The 18,558-nt window shown below is 69.8% G+C and carries 17 protein-coding genes and 1 riboswitch; of the genes, 9 read left to right on the top strand and 8 right to left on the bottom strand.

All coding sequences use genetic code 11. The features are described 5' to 3' along the window. Positions 1 to 20: 20 nt before the first annotated feature. The 3 genes from glpK to ACIQCZ_RS25035 form a co-directional block, all read right to left on the bottom strand. Positions 21 to 1,538 carry a glycerol kinase GlpK gene (gene glpK, locus ACIQCZ_RS25045; protein ID WP_402284927.1) on the bottom strand — a complete coding sequence of 506 codons (1,518 nt, stop codon included), beginning with the start codon at positions 1,536 to 1,538 and terminating at the stop codon, positions 21 to 23. A 45-nt stretch (positions 1,539 to 1,583) separates the two neighbouring features. Continuing rightward, on the bottom strand, positions 1,584 to 2,429 hold the full coding sequence (locus ACIQCZ_RS25040; protein ID WP_402284925.1) for an MIP/aquaporin family protein: 846 nt from the start codon (positions 2,427 to 2,429) through the stop codon (positions 1,584 to 1,586). A 211-nt stretch (positions 2,430 to 2,640) separates the two neighbouring features. Continuing rightward, the gene (locus ACIQCZ_RS25035; RefSeq protein WP_402284923.1) at positions 2,641 to 3,114 is read right to left on the bottom strand and encodes a MarR family winged helix-turn-helix transcriptional regulator; all 474 of its coding nucleotides are present in this window, start codon (positions 3,112 to 3,114) and stop codon (positions 2,641 to 2,643) included. Between the two features lie 57 nt (positions 3,115 to 3,171). Between ACIQCZ_RS25035 and ACIQCZ_RS25030 the strand changes: the two genes are divergently transcribed. Next, entirely contained in the window at positions 3,172 to 4,011 is an 840-nt protein-coding gene (locus ACIQCZ_RS25030) for an alpha/beta fold hydrolase (protein ID WP_402284921.1), read from the top strand. 118 nt (positions 4,012 to 4,129) lie between these two features. Here ACIQCZ_RS25030 and ACIQCZ_RS25025 read toward each other — a convergent pair whose 3' ends face one another. Further along, the gene (locus ACIQCZ_RS25025; protein ID WP_376209330.1) at positions 4,130 to 4,522 is read right to left on the bottom strand and encodes an ArsR/SmtB family transcription factor; all 393 of its coding nucleotides are present in this window, start codon (positions 4,520 to 4,522) and stop codon (positions 4,130 to 4,132) included. A gap of 103 nt (positions 4,523 to 4,625) precedes the next feature. Between ACIQCZ_RS25025 and ACIQCZ_RS25020 the strand changes: the two genes are divergently transcribed. The 3 genes from ACIQCZ_RS25020 (at position 4,626) to ACIQCZ_RS25010 (ending at position 7,934) form a co-directional block, all read left to right on the top strand. Then, on the top strand, positions 4,626 to 6,596 hold the full coding sequence (locus tag ACIQCZ_RS25020) for a heavy metal translocating P-type ATPase (protein ID WP_402284919.1): 1,971 nt from the start codon (positions 4,626 to 4,628) through the stop codon (positions 6,594 to 6,596). A 143-nt stretch (positions 6,597 to 6,739) separates the two neighbouring features. After that, positions 6,740 to 7,159, top strand: a complete 420-nt coding sequence (locus ACIQCZ_RS25015) for a hypothetical protein (protein ID WP_402284918.1) — start codon at positions 6,740 to 6,742, stop codon at positions 7,157 to 7,159. Positions 7,160 to 7,259: 100 nt separating this feature from the next. After that, a complete protein-coding gene (locus tag ACIQCZ_RS25010; protein WP_402284916.1) occupies positions 7,260 to 7,934 on the top strand; it encodes a DUF305 domain-containing protein in 675 nt (224 codons plus the stop codon). Between the two features lie 89 nt (positions 7,935 to 8,023). Here ACIQCZ_RS25010 and ACIQCZ_RS25005 read toward each other — a convergent pair whose 3' ends face one another. Next, positions 8,024 to 9,685, bottom strand: a complete 1,662-nt coding sequence (locus tag ACIQCZ_RS25005; RefSeq protein WP_402284914.1) for an ABC-F family ATP-binding cassette domain-containing protein — start codon at positions 9,683 to 9,685, stop codon at positions 8,024 to 8,026. Between the two features lie 705 nt (positions 9,686 to 10,390). Next, a riboswitch (cyclic di-AMP (ydaO/yuaA leader) is annotated at positions 10,391 to 10,550 on the top strand. A 4-nt stretch (positions 10,551 to 10,554) separates the two neighbouring features. On the opposite strand from ACIQCZ_RS25005, the gene ACIQCZ_RS25000 reads away from it, so the two are divergent. Beyond that, positions 10,555 to 11,319 (top strand): transglycosylase SLT domain-containing protein, encoded by a 765-nt coding sequence (locus ACIQCZ_RS25000; protein WP_402284912.1) that lies wholly within the window; start codon positions 10,555 to 10,557, stop codon positions 11,317 to 11,319. 135 nt (positions 11,320 to 11,454) lie between these two features. On the opposite strand, the gene ACIQCZ_RS24995 is transcribed toward ACIQCZ_RS25000, so the two are convergent. Together ACIQCZ_RS24995 and ACIQCZ_RS24990 are read right to left on the bottom strand one after the other, a co-directional pair. Beyond that, positions 11,455 to 12,105 carry a DUF2461 family protein gene (locus tag ACIQCZ_RS24995; RefSeq protein WP_402284911.1) on the bottom strand — a complete coding sequence of 217 codons (651 nt, stop codon included), beginning with the start codon at positions 12,103 to 12,105 and terminating at the stop codon, positions 11,455 to 11,457. Between the two features lie 20 nt (positions 12,106 to 12,125). Further along, complete coding sequence (locus ACIQCZ_RS24990) at positions 12,126 to 12,443, bottom strand: hypothetical protein (RefSeq protein ID WP_402284909.1); 318 nt, start codon at positions 12,441 to 12,443, stop codon at positions 12,126 to 12,128. Positions 12,444 to 12,781: 338 nt separating this feature from the next. On the opposite strand from ACIQCZ_RS24990, the gene ACIQCZ_RS24985 reads away from it, so the two are divergent. After that, complete coding sequence (locus ACIQCZ_RS24985) at positions 12,782 to 14,179, top strand: APC family permease (protein WP_402284908.1); 1,398 nt, start codon at positions 12,782 to 12,784, stop codon at positions 14,177 to 14,179. A gap of 167 nt (positions 14,180 to 14,346) precedes the next feature. Here ACIQCZ_RS24985 and ACIQCZ_RS24980 read toward each other — a convergent pair whose 3' ends face one another. Beyond that, entirely contained in the window at positions 14,347 to 15,237 is an 891-nt protein-coding gene (locus ACIQCZ_RS24980) for an alkaline phosphatase family protein (protein ID WP_402284906.1), read from the bottom strand. A 267-nt stretch (positions 15,238 to 15,504) separates the two neighbouring features. Here ACIQCZ_RS24980 and ACIQCZ_RS24975 point away from each other — a divergent pair, with 267 nt between their 5' ends. The 3 genes from ACIQCZ_RS24975 to ACIQCZ_RS24965 all read left to right on the top strand — a co-directional run bounded on the left by ACIQCZ_RS24975 (position 15,505) and on the right by ACIQCZ_RS24965 (position 18,396). Continuing rightward, a complete protein-coding gene (locus tag ACIQCZ_RS24975; protein WP_402284904.1) occupies positions 15,505 to 16,626 on the top strand; it encodes an NAD(+)/NADH kinase in 1,122 nt (373 codons plus the stop codon). A 52-nt stretch (positions 16,627 to 16,678) separates the two neighbouring features. Further along, positions 16,679 to 17,332 (top strand): HD domain-containing protein, encoded by a 654-nt coding sequence (locus ACIQCZ_RS24970; RefSeq protein WP_402284902.1) that lies wholly within the window; start codon positions 16,679 to 16,681, stop codon positions 17,330 to 17,332. A 191-nt stretch (positions 17,333 to 17,523) separates the two neighbouring features. Then, positions 17,524 to 18,396, top strand: a complete 873-nt coding sequence (locus ACIQCZ_RS24965; RefSeq protein ID WP_402284901.1) for an EamA family transporter — start codon at positions 17,524 to 17,526, stop codon at positions 18,394 to 18,396. Positions 18,397 to 18,558: the final 162 nt, after the last annotated feature.

Raw genomic sequence — 18,558 nt, 5'->3', positions numbered from 1 at the left:
CGGTCGTCGGACCCCTGACGTCAGCCCACGGTGACCCAGTCGAGGGTGCGCTCGACCGCCCTCTTCCAGCCCGCGTACCCCTCGGCGCGCCGCTCGTCGTTCCACTGCGGCTCCCAGCGCTTGGACTCCTGCCAGTGCTCCCGCAACTCTCCCTCGTCGCGCCAGAAACCGGTGGCGAGACCCGCCGCGTACGCGGCTCCCAGCGCGGTCGTCTCGGCGACGACCGGACGGCTGACCTGCACCCCGAGCACGTCCGCCTGGATCTGCATGCACAGGTCGTTGGCCGTGACCCCGCCGTCGACCTTGAGCACGTCGAGATGGACACCGGAGTCCTGCTCCATCGCCTCCACCACGTCGCGGCTCTGATAGCAGATGGCCTCCAGAGTGGCCCGTGCCAGATGGGCGTTGGTGTTGTAGCGGGCGAGGCCGACGATGGCGCCACGGGCGTCCGAGCGCCAGTACGGGGCGAAGAGGCCCGAGAACGCGGGCACGAAGTACATCCCGCCGTTGTCCTCGACCGTCCGGGCGAGCCACTCGCTCTCCGCGGCCTCGGTGATGATCTTCATCTGATCGCGCAGCCACTGCACGGCGGACCCCGTGACGGCGATGGAGCCCTCCAGGGCGTAGACGGCCGGGTTCCGCCCGAACCGGTACGCGACGGTGGTGAGCAGCCCGTGCTGCGACCGGATCGGCTTCGTGCCGGTGTTGAGCACGAGGAAATTGCCGGTGCCGTAGGTGTTCTTCGCCTCGCCGGGCTCGAAGCACACCTGACCCACGGTGGCCGCCTGCTGGTCGCCGAGTACCCCGGTGATCGGGATCGCCGCCCGCAAGGGCCGGGAGGTACGCGTGCGGCCGTACGCCTCGGCGTCGGAGGACGGGTTGATCACCGGCAGCATCGCTCTGGGGATGCCGAAGATGCCCAGCAGTTCGTCATCCCAGTCGAGCGTCTCCAGATCCATCAGCATCGTACGGCTCGCATTGGTCACGTCGGTCGCGTGGATGCCGCCGTCGGGACCACCGGTGAGATTCCACAGCACCCAGCAGTCCGTGTTCCCGAACACCGCGCGGCCCCGCTCCGCGGCCTCGCGCACCCCGTCGACGTTGTCGAGGATCCACTTGATCTTCCCGCCGGAGAAGTACGTGGCCGGAGGCAGCCCCGACTTGCGCCGGATGACCTCGCCATGTCCCTCGTTCTCCAGGGCCTTGGCGATCGCGTCGGTCCGGGTGTCCTGCCAGACGATGGCGTTGCAGTACGGACGACCGGTGCGGGGGTCCCATACGACGGTGGTCTCGCGCTGGTTGGTGATCCCGATGGCGTCGAGATCGGTGGCACCGAGACCTCCGGTGCGCAGGGCGTTCTGCATCACCGAGTTGGTGCGCTCCCAGATCTCCACCGGGTCGTGTTCCACCCAGCCGGGGCGGGGCAGGATCTGCTCGTGCTCCAACTGGTGCTTGGCCACTTCGTTTCCGCCGTGATCGAAGATCATGAAGCGGCTGCTGGTGGTGCCTTGATCCACCGCGCCGATGAAGTCAGCCATGGCACGCTGCCTCTCCTGAGTCGCGCCCGATGACGGAACCGGGCGTCACTTCTCCGTCGGCGTGGGGATACTGCCCTCCGGCTCCGGTTCCGCGCCCGGCAGGAAGCGGCCGATGAGCGCCTTGTAGACGAACGCGCCGATCAAGCCGCCCACGAGCGGGCCCACGATCGGCACCCAGAAGTAGAGGTTCCCGTACTGGTCGCGCCACGCGCCTTCGTAGCCGGTGAGGAAGCTCGCGAACCGGGGTCCGAGGTCGCGCGCCGGATTGATCGCGTATCCGGCATTGGTGCCCCATGCCATGCCGATCGCCACCACGATGAGGCCCACGATGAACGGGCTGATGTTGGCGCCCGGCGGTGTGCTGAGCAGATCCGTGACCGCGAAGATCAGCAATATGAGAATGGCGGTGCCGATGACCTGGTCCCGCAGCGCTCCCCACTCGTGGACAGGTAGCGCGGTGTTTCCGTTCGCGGGCAGCGTCGAGAAGACGAATTGCGTCTTGATCGTGTGTCCCGGGTCCGCCTTGGCCAGAGCCTCGGTGTAGTTCCAACGCACCAGCAGCGCCCCGATGAAGGCCCCCAGGAGTTGAGCGAGCGCATAGGGGGCCACTTTCTTCCAGGGGAAGTCCTTGAAAGCGGCGAGCGAAAGCGTGACAGCGGGGTTGAGATGCGCTCCGCTCAGTCTGGCCGCCACGTAGACACCCAGAGTGACTCCGAGGCCCCATGCCCAGGCGATGCTGTCGTGATTCCCGAGGCCTCCCGGCGGGTCGGTGAGCGCACCGCCCGCGACGACCTGGGCCACGACACCACAGCCGAAGAGGATCAGCACCATCGTGCCGAGGAACTCCGCCGAGAGTTCCCCAGCGAGTCCCGATGCCTTGAGCCGCTCCATGGGATCTCGCTTCCTGTCGCGCCACGACTGTTGGCGGCATGGATCCAGGTATGAGCGTAGACGCGGCGAATTGGTTCCGCACTCGGTGACGGAAGCCCGTCGGTGGACCGGCACCTGACGCGCGTTTGCCTCACATGTGTCGCCGACGCCGGTTTCCCGCCACGGCCACCCGTATCGAGAACCGGCCGCTCACGGGCAACCGGGCGGCGACTCAGTCCACGTCGACGTTGTCGAAGAGATCGAGCATCCTGCTGAGCACCCGAACGCAGGCCGTCACGTCGGCGTCGGTCAGGTTCCCGTCCACCCGGCGCAGCAGGTCCTGTTCGCGGGCGAGGGCGGCGTCGATCGCCGCCCGGCCGCCATCGGTCAGCCGGATCAGCGACGACCTCTGGTGGGCGGGGTTCGGGACGATCTCGACCAGCTGCCCCGCAGCGGCGTCGTTGACCATGCGCTGCACGAACTGCCGGCTCAGCGCCTGTGTGCGCCCCATCTGCGGAACCGTCATGGGCCCGTGCTCGCGCAACAGATCCAGGACGGCGCGCACGCCGACGGAGAGGCCTTCGATCGGTGCGGCCTCTTCCACCTTGCGCTGAACCCGTCTGTACAGCGGGCCGACGAGAGCGAACACCTCCGTCAGTCGTTGGGCGAGGTCGTCGGATGCCAGGGGCGGGTCACTGTCGGTCACCCGGCCATCATGACACCTCGGTTGCCAAAGTGGGAAACAGGTGACACCTTGGTTGTCATGATTGCTACCCCAGACCTTCTCTCCTACGAGACCGAGGACGGCCTCCTCCGCTACCGCGACACCGGGGAGGGCCCGTTGCTGGTGCTGCTGCATGCCGGCTTCCTCGACCACGGCATGTGGGACGACCAGGTGCCGGTTCTCGCACGGCACCACCGGGTGGTCGTGCCGGACGCCCGTGGGCACGGCGCATCGTCCAACGCCGGCGGGCAGTTCCGTCACACGGATGATCTGGCCGCACTGCTGCGCCACCTCGACGCCGGTCCCGCGATCCTCGTCGGGGTGTCGATGGGTGCGGCGACCGCGGTCGACACCGCGCTCGAACACCCCGATCTGGTGCGCGCGTTGGTCGTCAGCGGTGCCGGAACGAGCGAGCCCGAGTTCCAGGACCCCTGGTCCGAGGGGGTCCTTGCCGACCAGGCCCGAGCCCTGGCCGCCGGTGACGTCGAAGGCTGGATCGACGCCTCCATGCTCTTCGTCGCCGGCCCGCACCGCACGCTCGGCGACGTCGACCCCACCGTCGTTCGCCGCCTGCGCGAGATGACCGCGCGGACGCTCGCCAAGCACACCGGCGACGAACCGGACTGGCGTGTGCCGGTGCCGGACACCTGGGCGCGGGCGGCGAGGATCACGATTCCGGTACTGGCTGTCATCGGCGGCATCGATTCGGACGACCACATCGGTATGCCCCGGCGCCTGGTACGGACAGTCGCCGACGGACGGGCCGCAATCGTCGAGGGCGCCGCTCACTACCCCAACATGGAACGGCCGGAGGCCTTCGACGAGATCCTCGGGGGATTCTTGGAGTCCGTCATCGCTCGGGGGAGTGACGGCGGGTGACCACGACGTCCCGGCCGAGGGGCTCCGCCGGGCGCACGTCGCGCGGTCGGGAAGCGCCGCGGGGCGACGTGCCCGGTGATGGGTGCGGAACCGGGCCCGGCCTGCGGCGAGTGCGGGCTCAGCGGGCGGCGGTCACCTTGCCCCCGGCCTCCTGGGCCGGGACGTCGTGCAGGCCCAGGCGCAGATGCTCGACGTGGAAGAGGGCCTGGTCGAGGAGTTCCGCGACATGGTCGTCGTACAGCGCGTAGATCACCGAGCGGCCGCGCCGCTCCCCGGTGACCAGTCCGAGATTGCGCAGCAGCCGCAACTGGTGGGAGCAGGCGGACTGCTCCATCCCGACCGCGTCGGCGAGCTCCGTCGCCGGGCACGGCCCCTCCTGGAGCCGGGCGAGGATGCGGAGGCGGGACGGGGTGGCAAGGGCCTGCAGGGTGGTCGCCACGTCGGCGGCCCCCACGGCGTCGAGGCGCTCGCGCGCGGTGGCAGCAGTACTCGCGTCAACTCCGTGGCCCATGCCGTACATCCTACGGAGGTGTACGCATGAATGCGTGTTCATGTAATCCTGTATGGTGCGGAGGTCGAACCATTCCGCCTTCTCGCCCGAAGGATCACCGCCCATGTCTTCCACCCTCACCCGCCCGGCCGCGCCCGCCGGCCCGGTCCGGGACGCGGTCGCGGCCGGACGACGCACCCGGATCCTGGCCCTGCCGGAAGCACGCTGGGCCGCGGCCGCCCTGGTGCTGTTCCTGTCGGCGCTGCCCTTGTACCTGCTCGGTGCCCCGTGGTGGACGTGGGGCCCGCTGTACGCGCTCACCTACGTCGCGGGCGGCTGGGAGCCCGGCTGGGAGGGGCTGAAGGCCCTCAGGGACAAGACGTTGGACGTGGACCTGCTGATGGTGGTCGCAGCCCTCGGGGCTGCGGCGATCGGCCAGGTACTGGACGGCGCTCTGCTGATCGTCATCTTCGCCACTTCGGGCGCTCTGGAGGCGTTCGCCACCGCACGCACCGCCGACTCGGTGCGCGGTCTCCTCGACCTCGCACCCGCCACTGCGACCCGCCTCGGCGACGGCGGCGAAGAAACGGTGCCCACGGAGCAGCTGCGGGTCGGGGACGTGATCCTGGTACGTCCCGGTGAACGTGTGGGCGCCGACGGCCGGGTCCTCGACGGGGCCGGCGAGGTGGACCAGGCAACCATCACCGGCGAACCGCTGCCGGTGGCCAAGGAGCGGGGCGACGAGGTCTTCGCCGGCACACTGAACGGCACCGGGGCGCTTCGGGTCACGGTGGAGCGCGATCCGTCCGATTCGGTGATCGCCCGGATCGTCGCCATGGTGGAGGAAGCCTCCGGGACGAAGGCCCCCACCCAGCTGTTCATCGAGAAGGTCGAACAGCGGTACTCGATCGGCATGGTGGCGGCCACCGTCGCCCTGTTCACCCTGCCCCTCGCCTTCGGCGCGGCACTGCAGCCGACACTGCTGCGCGCGATGACCTTCATGATCGTGGCGTCGCCGTGCGCCGTGGTCCTGGCCACCATGCCGCCGCTGCTGTCCGCGATCGCCAACGCCGGGCGACACGGTGTGCTGATCAAATCCGCCGTCGTCATGGAGCGGCTCGGGCAGATCGACGCCGTGGCCCTCGACAAGACCGGCACCCTGACCGAGGGCACCCCGCGCGTCACCGACATCCGGCCCCTGTCCGCCTCCGGCCTGACCGTGGACACCCTGCTCACCTTCGCGGCGGCGGCCGAGCACCCCAGCGAACACCCGCTGGCGCGGGCCGTCGTCGATGCCGCCCGCACACGAGGCCTCGTCCTGCCTTCCGCGGCGGGCTTCACCTCTGCCCCCGGCACCGGCGTCACCGCCACCGTGGAGGGCCGCACGGTCGCCGTCGGCAGCCCCGCCCGGCTGCTGAACGGCCGCGCCGACCACGCGGCCGCCGAGCTCGCCGCGCGGTTGGAGGAAGAGGGCCGCACCGCCGCGCTGGTCGTCCTCGACGGCACACCCGTCGGCGTTCTGGGCATCGCCGACCGACTGCGCACCGACGCCCAGGACACCGTCACCCGCCTCACCGCCCTCACCGGCAGCGCACCGGTGCTGGTGACCGGCGACAATCCGCGTGCCGCCGCGCGCCTCGGCCGCGATGTGGGGATCGACGACGTCAGGGCAGGGTTGCTGCCCCAGGACAAGGTGCACGCCGTCAAGGAGATGGAGCGCGCCGGACGGAAGGTCCTCGTGGTCGGGGACGGCGTCAACGACGCGCCCGCACTCGCCGCCGCCCACACCGGCATCGCCATGGGCAGGGCCGGCTCGGACCTCGCGCTGGAGACCGCCGACGCCGTCGTCGTCCGCGACGAACTCGCCACCATCCCCACCGTCGTGGCGCTCTCGCGCCGCTGCCGCCGTCTCGTGGTGCAGAACCTCGTGATCGCCGCCGTCTTCATCACCGGCCTCGTCCTCTGGGACCTGATCGGTACGCTGCCCCTGCCACTCGGCGTCGCCGGTCACGAGGGGTCCACCGTCATCGTCGGCCTCAACGGACTGCGCCTGCTGCGCGACGCCGCATGGAGGCGCGCCCGAAGCGTCGAGTGAGCCGTCCCGCGCCCGCGCGCGGCCGAGGGCCCCGTGCGCCGACAAGGCCGGGGAGGGCGGGGTACGAGAGGACGGGGAAACCCTCTGGGGGTATCGTCGGGCTCGTACCGCAGAACCCGTACGACCGAGCATGCGAGGCAACCGTGGACCGCAGACGTGCGCGCACACCGGGGGCGTCCCGGCTGCTCGTGCTGTGTGCCGTCCTGTGCGGTCTGTTCCTCATGCACGGGGCCCCGTCGAGCGCCGCCGAGGGCTGTCACGGCACCACGGCGGCGGGCTCGGGCATGCATATGTCAATGACGGCGAGTGCGGCCCATACGGCCGTGCCGGACGAGCACGGCCCGGCGCACGCTGCAGCCGTCACGCCGGGGACGAGCGGTGAGTCGTGCGTATTCACCCATGCGCGCGACCGGCTGCTGCCGCTGCTCACGGCGCTGGGCCTGGTGGTCCTGGCCCTGGCGATGCCCGGGAGACGGCGCACGGAGGTGCGCGGACCGGCACGGCGGGGGCCGCCGTTCGCCGGCAGGGATCTACTGCTCCAGGTGTGCGTCGCGCGGACGTGACAGGTGTTCGCCGTTCCCGGCCGTCCGGCCGGACGGCCGGATTCCCCTGTCCCTTTCGCGCGCCACCGACGTGGCGCAATCCACCTGGAAAGAACGTGTGATGTCCGTTTCTTCGTCCACCACCACCCGTCGCCGCTCGCTCGCGGCCGCCGGCACCGTCGCCGCGCTCGCCCTGGCGCTGGCGGCCTGCGGCTCCTCCGAAAGCTCCAAGTCCGACAGCTCGTCCATGCCCGGCATGGACCACGGCTCCGCCACTGCCACCGCGTCGGCCGCTGCCGGCGGGACGTTCAACGCTGCGGACGTGGAGTTCGCGCAGCAGATGATCCCGCATCACCAGCAGGCCATCGAGATGGCGAAGCTGGCCGACGGCCGCGCCGCCGACCCCGAGATCAAGACACTGGCGGCAGCGATCGAGAAGGCCCAGGACCCCGAGATCAGCACCATGAAGGGCTGGCTGAAGTCCTGGGGCAAGCCGCTGCCCGCGGCCTCTGCCTCGATGGGTGACATGCCCGGCATGGACCATGGCTCGAACGGCTCGGGAATGCCCGGGATGATGTCCGACCAGGACATGAGCGGCCTCGAGGCAGCCAAGGGCAAGGACTTCGACAAGAAGTTCGCCCAGCTCATGATCGGCCATCACGAGGGCGCGGTCACCATGGCCGAGACCGAGCGGAAGAAGGGCGCCAACGCCGACGCGAAGAAGCTCGCCGATGCCGTCATCACCGCCCAGACGGCCGAGATCGAGAAGATGAACAAGATCATCGCCAGGCTCTGACCCCTGCCGGGGGTGCGGGCCTCGGCCTCACGCGGCCCGCACCCTCTTCCGTGCGTGTTCCTCGGAGCCATCCGACAGGCTCTGACTGTTCAGCCCGCTTCCGACGCCGCGAGCAGGTCGCCCACCTCCTCCGCGGTGGTGTCCTGGAGCTCCTCCCCGAGGACCAGCCAGCGGGTGATGCCGACCGATTCGAGGAACGGCAGGTCGTGGCTCGCGATCAGCAACGCACCCTCGTAGGACGCAAGTGCGCCGGTCAGCTGCCGCACGCTGGCGATGTCGAGGTTGTTGGTCGGCTCGTCCAGCATCAGCAGCTGCGGGGCCGGTGCGGCGAGCATCGCCGCGGCGAGCGCGGCACGGAAACGCTCTCCGCCGGAGAGGGTGCCCGCCGGCTGTTCCGCGCGCTTGCCCTGGAACAGGAAGCGTGCCAGCTGGGAGCGGATGTGGTTGTCGGTGACTCCGGGAGCCATCCGGGCCACGTTCGCCGCGACGCTGAGCTCGTCGTCCAGCACATCCAGCCGCTGCGGAAGGAATCGCAGTGGTACGTGCGTCCTGGCCTCGCCGGACAGCGGAGCGAGCTCGCCGGTGAGGGTGCGCATCAGTGTCGTCTTGCCGGCACCGTTGCGCCCGACGAGTGCGATCCGCTCGGGCCCGTGCACATGGAGGTCGCCCTGCTGCAGTCTGCCGAACCGGGGGCGCAGTTCGTGCAGGCTCAGCACGGTGCGGCCGGTGGGAACAGCGGTGCGGGGGAGGCTCACACGGATCTCGGCATCGTCACGGATCGCGTCCGCGGCTTCCTCATGGCGGTCGCGTGCCTCGCTGAGCCGATCCTCCTGGAGGCCGCGAAGCCTTCCCGCGGACTCCTGCGCGGACCGCTTCCGGCGGCCGGCGAGGATCTTCGGGAGCCCCCCGTCGGCCTCCGTCTTCCTGCCCTGACGCCGACGTCGTGCCAGCTTCACCTCGGTTTCCTCCAGCTCGCGCTTCTGGCGGCGGACATCCGCCTCCGCGGCGCGCAACATCCTTCCGGCGGCCTCCTGTTCGATGCTCAGGGCTTCCTGGTAGGCCGACCAGCCACCGCCGTACCAGTTCACGGAACCGGACCGGAGTTCGGCGATGCGGTCGACGCGCTCCAGCAGTTCGAGGTCGTGGCTGACCACGACCAGCACGCCGGAGCGCCAGTTGTCGACGGCCTCGTAGAGCCTGCGCCGGGCGAGCACATCGAGGTTGTTGGTCGGCTCGTCCAGCAGAAGGACGTCGGGACGTTCCAGCAGCAGTGCGGCCAGGCGCAGGAGAACGGTCTCGCCCCCGGACAACTGGGCCACGGTGCGGTCCAGTTCGATGCTGCCGAGTCCCAGGGAGCCCAGGGTCGCCACGGCCCGTTCCTCGACGTCCCAGTCGTCGCCGATCGTCTCGAAGTGCCTCTCGTCCACGTCCCCGGCTTCGATGGCGCGCAGCGCGTCGCGCCGCTCGGCGATGCCGAGGGCCGCGTCCACACGCAGCGTCGTGTCGAGGGTGATGTTCTGCGGCAGGTAGGCGAGGCTGCCGCCGACCGCCACCGATCCCTGGGAGGGGCGCAGCCGCCCGGCCAGCAGTCGCAGCAGGGTGGACTTGCCCGCGCCGTTGGTACCGACGAGTCCGGTACGGCCCCGGCCGATGCTGAGCGAGAGGCCGTCGAGGACGGTCGTGCCGTCCGGCCACTGGAAGGACAGAGCGGAGCAGGTGAGCGAAGCGCTGGGGGCAGTGGGTGTCGCCATGGTGATCCTCGCAGTCGCAAGCGTGGTGAAGGGGGGCTTCGTATGCGAGCACCACGCAGCGACCGTGCCGAGAAGGAGGGTGCGGCGGTCCGGAAGGTCGAAGGACTGCTGAGGCACCGAGGTCGCATCCACGCGGGGTCACGGGCAGGGGGAATCACTGCTACTGCGTGACGGGGGCGTACGGCACGAGCCGTACGGCGCGATGTTCGCGAACCTCAGATGCGCAACGTCCACCTCTATCGGAGACAACAGGGCCGCTTGGAACGATAACGAGCCGCAGGACGAAAGGCAAAGCCCCGAGGTGACGGGGCCGTTCCGGACGCGGTCGGTCCGCCGAGCGGTGCGCAGGGGCGAAGCCCCTGCGAGCAAGAAGTCAAATGTCACCGTATGACCGATTTGCAAAAAATTAATAACTTCGTCAATAAAGAGGCTTTCTCCACCTGCTGCACCATTTGGATGTCGAAAGAAATGTCCCTTTTGCGACTTCGTGGTGCGAGTCACGTTCAAGGGTTCGAGGGTCTCGGCGACCGGTGCGCTTCCCTTCTGCGCAAGGGAATTCAGCCGCACGGTGTGAGGTGGATTACTGCGAATTCCATTGATCGATCTTGCAAATGAAATGTGATCCAGAAATGAGGGCTTGTTCCTTTCGGCGTTTCTCGCCTACGGTCACCGTCAATCCGGACGGAACGCCAAATCCTGCCGCCGTCCGAGAATCCGACCCATCTCGTCTACGGCAGGAGCGGGGGACCCAGGTAAGCCGCCGGTCCGGTATCCGGAACGGCTCGGGGTGAAGTCGCATTCGCGTGCGGCCGGACATCTCCAGTCCGAACCCGACAGCTCACCTCGCAGGCGACGGAGAGGAATTCAGCATGTCCATAACGGGTAAGCACGATCGTCGCAAGTCCACTTCGCTGACCCGTGGCTTCATCGCCGCGGCCACCGGCGGAGTCGCCCTCGTACTTCCGCTGGTGGGTGTCGGCTTCGCCTCCGCCGCGCCGGCGCAGGCCGCCACCGCCTCCAAGGCCGTGACGTCGAAGACCGCCACCGCCAAGGAGGTCTCCGCGCAGAAGGCTGCGCCCGCAACGTATTCCGTGATCGCCGGCGACACCCTTGCCAAGATCGCGAAGGCGCATTCCCTCAGCGGTGGCTGGCAGAAGCTGTACGCGGACAATCGAGAGGTCGTCGGCGACAATCCCGGACTGATTGTCCCGGGCATGACGCTGACAATCGGGGCAGCCACCCCCGCCGCGACCACCGCGAAAACCGCCGCTGTATCGGCCGCGACCACGTCGGCGGCAAAGCCCGCGACGTACGCGAACAATCTGGACGGCTGGATCAGGGAGGCGCTGGCCGTCATGGCCCAGCACGGCATCCCCGGCAGCTACGACGGCATCCACCGCAACATCATGCGTGAGTCCTCCGGCAACCCGCTGGCCATCAACAACTGGGACTCGAACGCCGCCAAGGGAACGCCCTCCAAGGGCCTTCTGCAGATCATCGACCCGACGTTCCGTGCCTACCACGTGCCCGGCACGTCCATGGACAGCTACGACCCGGTCGCCAACATCACCGCAGCGTGCAACTACGCCGCCGACAGGTACGGCTCGATCGACAACGTCTTTGGGGCGTACTGACGCACAGCCGCACCGAAAGGCGGTTCAGGGCCGACGGGTGGCGAGAGGCCGGGACTTCTCCCGGCAACGGATCACCCACCGGTCAGGGACCGCCTTTCGGCGGTTCGTCGGCCGGAGCCGCACACGGCGACGACGTCACGTGGCAGGCTGGCAGGGGCCCGGAACGGTCACGTGGCGGGCGAGCCAGGACAGCAGGGGTGCCAATTCCTCCGCCGCCACGAGCACGGAGTCGACCAGCGCAGCCGTGTGCTGTGCGCAGTCCCCGCCGAGGGGGCGGGCAGCGGATACCGAGCGGTGCCGAAGGAGAGCGGCGCGCGGATGACCGGCGTCGTGACCACGCGGTACGCGCTTCATGACGTCACCGGTGATCTCGTACCCTCGCGCCTCCAGGGCCTCGACGGCGCGCACCAGCTCCGGTCCGCTCTCCCGCGCGGCAACTGCCGTACGGAACAACGGGATCTGCCCCGGATCCGGATAGTCCCAGCCACCGTTGATCCGGAGCCCGTCGAGATCGAAACGCAGGCCGATCCGGACATTGCGCGCGATCCGGATCTCCGCCGCTTGATGCTGCCACCACCACGGATCCTTGCGGAAACCCCAGACGGAGAAGTCCTCGTACGCCCGGTCCGCGTCCGCCACATCGTTCAGCAACGCGATCATGGGCTGCCGGACGAGGCGTTCCCGGTCCTTCCGGAGTTCCTCGCGCGCTTCCCGCGAAGGTGCGCCCTCCAACCGCAGAAGCAACTCGAATGCCTGCTCTGTCCAGCCGCTGAACGCTCCGCTCATGCGGAGGATCCTAGGGCGCGTCACTCCTGGGCGCTCTCCGTGGGCCGTTTCGAACTCCGGGGCGGCGGTCTGGGCACCGTGGCCGCTTCCCCCTCCCGAACGGACCGCACCACCGCGTCGTGCAGACGCCGGCTGTCGTCCTCCGAGCAGCACGGCACCGGACTGCCCGACATGGTGAACCAGTCGATCGCCCCTGTGTACTGCACAGTCACCTGGGCCATGTCATCGGCCCAGGTCGTGTGAACCGTCAGATCCCCGGACAGGACGCCGACCTCTTCCGTGAGCACGCCACCGTGCCCGGAGAACACACCGCGAGTCGTCCATGACGCCCAAGCCATGTACCCAGGCTGGCACCAAGGCGGTGGATGCGCGACCCGCGGCACCCCGGCATCGCGGCGCCCCACCCTTCCGGAATGCGAAACGGGCAAAACTTTCCCCGGGATCCGGCTGCGGTTCCCGTACCCGCCGATCCCCAACAGATTGACGCACTCTTAACGCCAAACAGTCGGATCCTGCTTCCGAAACAACGAATTCCGAAGGTGAACAGCTCTTGACCTGCGGAACTCGTCAGGATTGCATGTCGCGCTGGGAGCGATGAAACCACTCACCACGTCCTCGTCTGGAGGCGATACCGCTCCCGTGCTCAGACACCGCACCTGTTGATCGGAATCGCACGATGACCGAAACGCTCAGCGCTCCCCAGGCGCTCGCGCCGGCGACCGGCCCCACCCCACAGAAGCTCAAGCGTTCCATCGGCGTCGTGGGCGGGACACTGCTCACGCTGTCCTGCGTGACGCCCGCCTCGACCCTCTTCGTGGTCGTTCCGGACCTGTTCTCCAGCCTCGGCACATACACCGCCCTCACTATCGCCATCGGCTCACTGCTCTGTATCGCGGTCGCCTTCTGCTACTCGGAGCTCGGCACCCTCATTCCGAGCGCGGGCGGCGAGTACGCCATGGTGTCGACCATGGCGGGACGGCTGGCCGGGTGGCTCGTCTTCGTGCTCTCCCTGCTGGTCGTGATGATCGTGCCCCCGGTCATCGCCATGGGAACGGCCGACTACCTCGCCCCCGTCGTGCACATTCCGGCCCCCGCCGCGGGCGCCGGCGTCATGGTGCTCGCCACCCTCGCCGGTCTCCTGGACCTGCGCGCCAACGCGTGGATCACCGGGATCTTCCTCGTCCTGGAGGTCATCGCTGCGGGCGTCGTCGCCGTTCTCGGGTTCGCGCACTCCGAGCGTGGGGCCTCCGCGCTGGTGCACGGGTCGGTCGCCTCGTCGAGCGGAACGACTTCCACGGTCACCGCGATGATGGTGGTCTCCGGGCTCGCGATCGCGCTCTTCATCACCCAGGGCTTCTCCACGGCCGTCTACCTCTCGGAGGAACTGGAGAACCCGCGGCGCAACGTCGCCCGTACCGTGCTCGCCACGCTCGCCATCTCCACGGCGGTCATCCTCGTCCCGGTCATCGCCATCACGCTCGGCGCTCCGGACCTCGCGGCCCTGACCTCCGGGGACCTGAACACCATGGTCGCCGCCTGGTCCAACTCGGCCGTCGGCACGTTCGTCAGCCTCTGCGTCGCTCTCGCGATCATCAACGCGGGCATCGTCATGGTCATCCAGAACTCACGGGTCCTGTTCGCCTCCGCCCGCGACAAGGCCTGGCCCGAGCCGGTCAACGCCGCGCTGTCCCGCCTCGGCCGGTTCGGCTCCCCGTGGGTGGCGACCCTGGTCGTCGGCGTTCCCGGAGCGGCGCTCTGCTTCGTCAACCTCGACACCCTGTACGGCGTCACCGGCGTCTCCGTCACCGGCATGTATCTGCTGGTCGCGGTGGCCGCCCTGCTCTGCCGCCGCGGCGCGCACCGTGAGGCACCGGCCTGGCGCATGCCGCTGTGGCCCGCGATCCCCGTGCTGCTCATCGCCGTGCTCGCGTACATCCTGGCCCAGCAGGAGGTCGAGTACCTGCTGTGGACCGGCGGGATCACGGCGGTCGCCACGCTCTACTGGGTGCTGTACCTGCGCCCCCGCGGGGAGACCCGATGGCTGGTCAGCATTCCGGAGGACGTGCAGTCCTGACCACACCGGACGACGGGGGCAAGAACCGTGTTCCCGCTCCGGCCGCCGAGCCGTGACCCCGGGGAGGCCGGGGCGACGGCGGGCGTCATCGGCCGGCGTGCCCGGTGCCAGGACGGTGCCGGGCACGGCGGCTCCGGCGCCGCGGGAGTCCGCGGCGCACACCGCTGTCAGTTCCAGATACCGGTGATGTCGGATGCCGAGGCCGCGTGGCCGGCGTGTGTCGTCAGCCCGGCCAGGTCCTCCAGGGTGCGCAGGACGTCGTAGTGGTCGTAGGTGGCACCGCTGGAGCTGCCGGGGATGACGTGCTCTCCGTAGAGGACGGTGGGGATGCGGTTGCCCGACAGCTCGTCGTCCTCGTCGAACGTGACGACCAGAAGGCTGTTGTGCGTCTTGGCCCAGGCGGCATAGGCGCCCAGCTCTTTCCTGAGCCAGGCGTCGCCGGTGGCCACGGAGCAGTCGTGCATGTCGTCGCACAGGTTCGGCACGACGAACGACACCTTCGGCAGGTTCGTGAAGTCGGCCGGGAACTGCGTCATGGTCTTCGCGGTGCTGGTCGGCACATTGGCGAACCCGAACCAGGGATTGTGCTGCTGGGCGTAGTCGCCGCTGCTGCAGACGGTCGAACCCTGGCCGGGAAGCGTCTCGTTGTAGCTGGCCCAGGTCTTTCCCGCGGCGATCAGCTCGGACGCGAGATCGGGGGCGGACAGGGAACCGACGCCCACGCAACTGTCGTCGGTGCGGCCCTGACCGGAGCCCGAGAACAGCATGTAGTAGTTCGGCTCGCTGGGGTGGGTGACCCCGAAGGACCGGGTGAGGTTCGCACCACCCGCCTTGAGCGTGTTGTTGATGTACGGGGCGCTGGAGCTGCCGATCACCTGGGTGTAGGCGTGGTTCTCCATCACCACGACCACCACATGATCGGGGGCCGGGAGAGCGGCGGCCCGCGCCGTGGAACCGGTGACGGCCCAGAGGCCGATCGAGGCGGCGGCGAGAGCCACGGTCCCGGCCGGCGCGACCCGGGAACGTCGACTGCGCCTGGACGCCTGGACTGCGGTCATGGCCTGCTCCGGACGGAAGTGACGAACACGCGCCGTGTGGGGCGCAACCGTGGGGGTCACCGGGTGGACTCGGCCGCGTCCCGTAGATGAAGAGCGGACAAACCCTTCCCCACCAGTCTGCCCTCGACGCGGGCGGGTCGCCCCGGGGTCCGATCGCCTGACCGGGGACCGCCCCCTCGGCCCGGCGACCGGGCAGGCGCACCCCTGAACGGTCAAGGTGGGACCAGGACGTCGCCACATCGTCGGAACACGGGGAGTCGGAGCGGGATGAGTGTCGAGCGGGTGGGAGTCGTTGTCCACCGGGGCCGCCCCGAGGCCGTCGCCACGGAACACGTCGTACGCGGCTGGTGCGCGGGCGAAGGCATTCCGTGCATGGAGATCGACGTGTGGCGTGACGACGCACGGCGGCGCGGCGGCCGTGAGGAGGCGGATGTCGCGGGCAACCCCGATCTCATCGTGACGCTCGGCGGCGACGGAACATTTCTGCGCGGTGCCCGGATCGCGGCCAAGAACCGTGCCGCCGTCCTCGGGATCGACCTGGGCCGGGTCGGCTTCCTGACCGAGGTGCCGGCCGCCGACGTCGTCCGGGCGCTCGATGCCGTCCACCACGGGCGGGCCGATGTCGAGGAGCGCATGACGCTGACGATGCGGGCCTCCCGCGTACTCGAAGTGCCCAAGGACATCGACGCCCTGATGGGGTACGGACGGCGCCCGATGCTGCCGCCTCCCCAGGTCGACCGGGAGGCCGAGGCCGCGGCGGAGGGCTGGGGCGTGGCGCTGGACGTCACGGCTCTGAACGACGTCGTCGTCGAGAAACTCGCGCGCGACCGGCAGGTGAGTCTCGGTGTCTACATCGGCGGTCGGCTCCTCGCCTCGTACTCGGCCGACGCCGTGATCATGGCGACGCCCACCGGGTCGACCGCCTACAGCTTCGCCGCGGGCGGCCCGGTGGTCTCACCCCGCATGGACGCCGTCCTCTTCACACCCGTCGCACCCCACATGACGTTCAACCGCACTGTCGTCGTCGCCCCGGACGAACCGGTCGCGGTGCGGGTCCTGGCCCATTCCGGGCAGGGCGCGGTCACGATCGACGGTCAGCTGCGAGGCGTACTGCACGCCGGAGACTGGCTCGGGGTGTACGCGGCACCGCGTCGTCTGCGCGTCATCAGGCTCGGCCCGCACGACTTCTACGGGCGGCTGCGCACACGTCTGCGCCTCACGGACGCCCCGGCGACGGCCGCCGACGGGGAGAGCCCGCCCCTCTTCCGTCACGACGGGCCCGTCCCGCACGACCTGGCCCATCTCCATCTCTCGCTGGCGGACAGGGGGGACGCCGCCGACGGCCGGTCCGGCGGAGAGGGGCCACCGGCTGGAGACTCGCACGCGTAGACCCGGACATCCGGACGAGCAGACCGACATGGCGTACGAAGAAGGAGTCCATATGACCAGCAGCGCCGACGTCGCATCCGTCACCGGAGTGACGGTGCCCGACACCCGACTGGCCGCCGAGGCCACGGAACTGGTGCGCGACGCGACCGACGACCTGATCTACCACCACTCCCGCCGGGTCTACTTCTTCGGCAGCCTGCAGGGCCGCAACAGGAACCTGGGCTTCGATCCGGAACTGCTCTACATCGGGGCCATGTTCCACGACCTGGGCCTGAACGAGGAGTTCCGGAACAGCGGGCGCCGGTTCGAGGTGGACGGCGCCGACGAGGCACGGAGATTCCTGCAGGGCCACGGCGTTCCCGAGGACAGCATCCGTCGCGTCTGGACGTCGATCGCGCTCCACACGACACCGGGAATCCCCCAGTACATGGAACCCGAGGTCGCCCTCGTGACCGCGGGGGTGGAGTACGACGTGCTCGGCATCGGGTACAGGGACATCAGCGACGCGGACCGCGACTCGATCGTCGCCCTGCATCCCCGCCCCGACTTCAAGCAGCGCATTCTCCGGGCCTTCACCGAGGGCATCGAACGCAAGCCGGACACCACCTTCGGCAATGTGAAGGCCGACGTCCTGCAGCGGTACACTCCCGGATTCGAGCGGGGCGACTTCGTGGACACCATCCTGGATTCCCCCTGGCCGGAGTGAAACCGTGCCAGGGGGTACGAACCGGTGGACGGCTGTGTCCGGGCACACCATGATGGTGATCCGAGCCAGGGCTCCCCGGGGTGGACGAGAGCCGTGGCAGCCGTCGGGCGGGTGGCGGCCACGGGGGACCGGGCAACTGCCGGCCCGAGCTCCGCCGTCCGTCCTCCGACCGCCTGCGGAAAGGCCGTGCTGTGCCGGGTGCTCTCGTCCTGCTGCTCGCCGGGACCTGGCTGCTCTCCGGCGCCCTGGTCGCCGGGACGGATCCGCTGATCGTCGCCGTGGGCCGCACAGCGGTCTGCTGCGCGGTGCTCACCGCCGTCGCCGCCTCCAGCGCGGCCGGCCGGGCCGATCTGCGCCGGGCCGCCGCCCGCCCCGCCACCGTGTGGCTGCTGGGCCTGCTCGGCTTCGCCGGTTACGCGGCCGGCACCCTCCTCGCGATCCCGCGCATCGGAACGTCGCTGACCAACCTTGTCGTCGCACTGATGCCGTGCGTCTCGGTGGCGGTGGGCGCGGTGTTCTTCGGGGAACGGTCCGGGCCGCGCAAGGCGACGGGGGCGATCCTGGCCTGTGCGGCGGCCGCCGGGTACGCGGCGCTCGGCGCGGACACGGGAGATCTGGACGGAGAGGGACTGCTGATGGTGGCGGCCGCGACCTCGGCCTTCGCGGTGTACGGGTTCCTGTACCGGGAACGGCTGGCGGGGCTGCCGCCCCTCGCCGTACTGCCCGTGCTGCTCGCCGCCGCCACCTGTCTGCTGCTCCCGATGGCACTGCCCGCGCTGATCGCCCACCCGCCGACACCCGTTGCGACCGGCGGTGTCGTCGTGCTGGGCGCGGCCCTCTACGCGCCCGCCTACCTCGTACAACACCGGCTCATCCTGCTGCGCGGCCCGGTCTTCACGGCCGCTGTGCAGCTGGCCGTCCCGTTCACGGTGCGCCTCGGCGACTGGGCGCTGAACACCGCGCCCGCGCCGTCGGTCACCGAACTGCTGCTGCTCGCGGTGTGCTGCGGGGGGATCGCTCTCGTCACCGTCCATCCACAGGACCGGCTCGCCACAGCCGAATGACGGGGACACCGGCGTCGGCACGTCTCACGGATCCGCGCCGCCACGGTCATGGGCCGTGCGAGCGGATCCCGCCCCGACGGCACCCGGACCGGCCCCGTCGCCCGGGACCGCCGCGCCCCGGGCTCGAACCGTCCGGTCGCCGCCCGGTCGGGCGCAGGTGCG

This window comes from Streptomyces sp. NPDC093149 (assembly GCF_044754145.1).
GTDB lineage: Bacteria > Actinomycetota > Actinomycetes > Streptomycetales > Streptomycetaceae > Streptomyces.
This window is presented reverse-complemented; position numbering and strand designations above follow the sequence as displayed.

Coding starts and splice junctions, on each gene's coding strand:
- ACIQCZ_RS24980 (WP_402284906.1), bottom strand. CDS start 15,237: ATGACCGCAGTCCAGGCGTCCAGGCGCAGTCGACGTTCCCGGGTCGCG.
- ACIQCZ_RS25020 (WP_402284919.1), top strand. CDS start 4,626: ATGTCTTCCACCCTCACCCGCCCGGCCGCGCCCGCCGGCCCGGTCCGG.
- ACIQCZ_RS24985 (WP_402284908.1), top strand. CDS start 12,782: ATGACCGAAACGCTCAGCGCTCCCCAGGCGCTCGCGCCGGCGACCGGC.
- ACIQCZ_RS25040 (WP_402284925.1), bottom strand. CDS start 2,429: ATGGAGCGGCTCAAGGCATCGGGACTCGCTGGGGAACTCTCGGCGGAG.
- glpK (WP_402284927.1), bottom strand. CDS start 1,538: ATGGCTGACTTCATCGGCGCGGTGGATCAAGGCACCACCAGCAGCCGC.
- ACIQCZ_RS25030 (WP_402284921.1), top strand. CDS start 3,172: ATGATTGCTACCCCAGACCTTCTCTCCTACGAGACCGAGGACGGCCTC.
- ACIQCZ_RS24995 (WP_402284911.1), bottom strand. CDS start 12,105: ATGAGCGGAGCGTTCAGCGGCTGGACAGAGCAGGCATTCGAGTTGCTT.
- ACIQCZ_RS25005 (WP_402284914.1), bottom strand. CDS start 9,685: ATGGCGACACCCACTGCCCCCAGCGCTTCGCTCACCTGCTCCGCTCTG.
- ACIQCZ_RS25025 (WP_376209330.1), bottom strand. CDS start 4,522: ATGGGCCACGGAGTTGACGCGAGTACTGCTGCCACCGCGCGCGAGCGC.
- ACIQCZ_RS24990 (WP_402284909.1), bottom strand. CDS start 12,443: ATGGCTTGGGCGTCATGGACGACTCGCGGTGTGTTCTCCGGGCACGGT.
- ACIQCZ_RS25010 (WP_402284916.1), top strand. CDS start 7,260: ATGTCCGTTTCTTCGTCCACCACCACCCGTCGCCGCTCGCTCGCGGCC.
- ACIQCZ_RS24975 (WP_402284904.1), top strand. CDS start 15,505: ATGAGTGTCGAGCGGGTGGGAGTCGTTGTCCACCGGGGCCGCCCCGAG.
- ACIQCZ_RS25000 (WP_402284912.1), top strand. CDS start 10,555: ATGTCCATAACGGGTAAGCACGATCGTCGCAAGTCCACTTCGCTGACC.
- ACIQCZ_RS24970 (WP_402284902.1), top strand. CDS start 16,679: ATGACCAGCAGCGCCGACGTCGCATCCGTCACCGGAGTGACGGTGCCC.